At 68.9% G+C, this 2,424-nt stretch carries 3 protein-coding genes and 1 pseudogene; 3 read left to right on the forward strand and 1 reads right to left on the reverse strand.

What is annotated here, in order from left to right; genetic code table 11:
- Positions 1–584, forward strand: a pseudogene (locus tag JHN45_RS52055) (LLM class flavin-dependent oxidoreductase); the annotation flags it as partial.
- A 79-nt stretch (positions 585–663) separates the two neighbouring features.
- On the opposite strand, the gene JHN45_RS52060 reads toward JHN45_RS52055, so the two are convergent.
- A complete protein-coding gene (locus JHN45_RS52060; RefSeq protein ID WP_019060740.1) occupies positions 664–1,056 on the reverse strand; it encodes an SCO5389 family protein in 393 nt (130 codons plus the stop codon).
- Positions 1,057–1,309: 253 nt separating this feature from the next.
- On the opposite strand from JHN45_RS52060, the gene nucS reads away from it, so the two are divergent.
- Positions 1,310–1,981, forward strand: coding sequence for an endonuclease NucS (gene nucS, locus JHN45_RS52065; protein ID WP_200711009.1), 672 nt, complete (start codon positions 1,310–1,312; stop codon positions 1,979–1,981).
- 85 nt (positions 1,982–2,066) lie between these two features.
- A complete protein-coding gene (locus JHN45_RS52070) occupies positions 2,067–2,384 on the forward strand; it encodes a hypothetical protein (protein WP_201056517.1) in 318 nt (105 codons plus the stop codon).
- Positions 2,385–2,424 lie beyond the last annotated feature (40 nt).

A 2,424-nucleotide genomic window follows, 5' to 3' on the forward strand; every position in this document is an offset into this window, starting at 1 on the left:
GACCGCTACGCGTTCCGTGAAGTCCCCGTCGTACCAAGGCCGTCGGAGGCGCTGTCGGACGCGCCGGGCCCCGAGGTCGTCGTCGCGTGCACCTCGCCCGCGAGCGTTCGGCTGGCGGCCGAGCGGGGCCTGCCGATGCTGCTCGGCATGCATGTCGGGGACGAGGAGAAGGCCGAGATGGTCACCCTGTGGCGGCAGTTGGCGCGGGCGGCCGGACGGCCGGCGGAGGAGATCCGGGACGCGGCCCATGTGTCGGCCGGGGTCTGCCAGATCGCGGACAAGCGGGCCGACGCCGTGGAGGCGCTGGTGAAGGCGATGCCGGGCTGGCTGAAGCAGGGGCTGGACGCCCATGTGACGGTGGACGACCGCGAGCGCTCGATGCGCGACCCGCTGGCGTACACCGAACTCCTCTGCGGGCTGCACCCGGTGGGCACCCCGCGGCTGTGCGTCGACCGGCTCGCCGCGACCTCGGAGCGGACCGGCATCTCCCGCTTCGCGCTGCTCGTCGAGGGCTCCGGGGACCTGGCGTGACCGAGGAGAACGTACGGCGGCTGGGTGCCGAGGTGCTCCCGCACCTCGGCTGAGCCACGTGCGGGGAGCTTGCCGCCCCAGTACAGAAAGCACCTCCCGCGTACGGAGCGGCAAGCAATGCGCATCGCCTCGTCAGCAGTCCCTGAACTCCGGGGACTGATTCAGCAGTTGGCTGCGCACCGAGGTGAAGCGAGCCAGCGTCTCGTCGACCGAGCCGTCCAACGGGAACACCGCCACCCGGTGGCAGTTCTGGAAGGCCAGCCGCACACCGAAGTGCCGCTGCAGCGCGCCGCGTATCGCGTCACTCGCGAGCGCACGCAGCAACTGACCGCGTGCCTGCTCGTCCGGCGGCGGCGTCTGGTTGTCGGCGAACGCACCGCCGTCGACCTTCAGCTGAGCCACCAGGGAGCTGATCATCTCCCATGCGTAAGGCAGGGAGGTCCGGACGCAGTCGACGAATTCAGCTTCGTCGACCTCGCCTCGCTCGGCCTTTTCGAGTAGGGCCGGTGAGACGTCGAGCGACATGGGTTCTCCTCTCGCACCCCCAACCAGCGGGGGTTGCCGGACAGATAAGGGAGTCCGCGATTACGAACACGCTGCGTACACGTCTCGCGACCTCCCGTTTATACGGTAGGCAACGGAAGGTGGCGGCACCAGGAGAATGCGTACATAGGGAACTCTCAATGGGCCCACAATCGGCCATTAATGAACAAGGGGCGTCAGGGGTCTTCCAGGGCGAATCGCGTGCACCCACGCCCGTCGAGTAGCGTTGCCGACCATGCGTCTCGTCATTGCCCGGTGTTCCGTGGACTACGCGGGCCGGCTCACCGCCCACCTCCCCTCCGCCCCCCGTCTGATCCTGGTGAAGGCGGACGGCAGCGTCTCGATCCACGCGGACGACCGGGCCTACAAGCCCCTCAACTGGATGTCGCCGCCCTGCACGCTGAAGGAGGGTTCCGGGGACGACGAGGGCGTCTGGACCGTCATCAACAAGGCGGGCGAGAAGCTCATCATCACGATGGAGGAGATCCTCCACGACTCCTCGCACGAACTCGGCGTGGACCCCGGCCTGATCAAGGACGGCGTGGAAGCGCACCTCCAGGAGTTGCTGGCCGACCGCATCGACACCCTCGGCGACGGCTACACGCTCATCCGCCGCGAGTACATGACGGCCATCGGACCGGTCGACATCCTGTGCCGGGACGGGGACGGCCAGACCGTCGCGGTCGAGATCAAGCGACGCGGCGAGATCGACGGCGTGGAGCAACTCACGCGCTATCTGGAGCTGTTGAACCGCGATCCGCATCTCGCCCCGGTGCGTGGCATCTTCGCCGCCCAGGAGATCAAACCGCAGGCCCGCGTCCTCGCCACGGACCGCGGCATCGGCTGCGCGGTCCTGGACTACGACGCCCTGCGCGGCATCGAGGACGACAAGCTGCGCCTGTTCTGACCGACTCCGATTCCACCACGCCGAAAAGGGCCGGTTCCGATCATCGGAGCCGGCCCTTCAGCGTCGTACGGAGGGTCAGATCACGGTGCCCGAGGCGACGCTGCTCGCGGGGGCAGCGGAACTGGCCGTGTCGACGGGGGCACTTGAGGAGGCGATACCGCTCGCCGTGTCCGTGGTGGTCGGGGTGCTCGACGGCGTGGGCGTCGGTGTAGGCGTCACGGACTCAGTGGGAGTGCTCGACGGTGTCGGTGTAGGAGACGCCGAATGCGACGGAGTCGAACTCGGCGAATGCGACGTGGACCTGGACGGCGTGGGCGACGTGGGCCTACCGCTCGTCCCGCTCGGCTTGTCCGAAGGCGTGCCGCTGCTCGACGGCGGGGTCGGGTCGTCCGAGGTGCCGTAGGTCCCGTCGGGGCCGGGGTTGGTCGGGCTGCTGCTGGCCG

Source organism: Streptomyces sp. MBT53 (genome assembly GCF_016654115.1).
GTDB lineage: Bacteria > Actinomycetota > Actinomycetes > Streptomycetales > Streptomycetaceae > Streptomyces.

Bases quoted from the DNA above. Each gene is read 5' to 3' on its own strand.
- JHN45_RS52060 (WP_019060740.1), bottom strand. From the start codon at position 1,056: ATGTCGCTCGACGTCTCACCGGCCCTACTCGAAAAGGCCGAGCGAGGC.
- nucS (WP_200711009.1), top strand. From the start codon at position 1,310: ATGCGTCTCGTCATTGCCCGGTGTTCCGTGGACTACGCGGGCCGGCTC.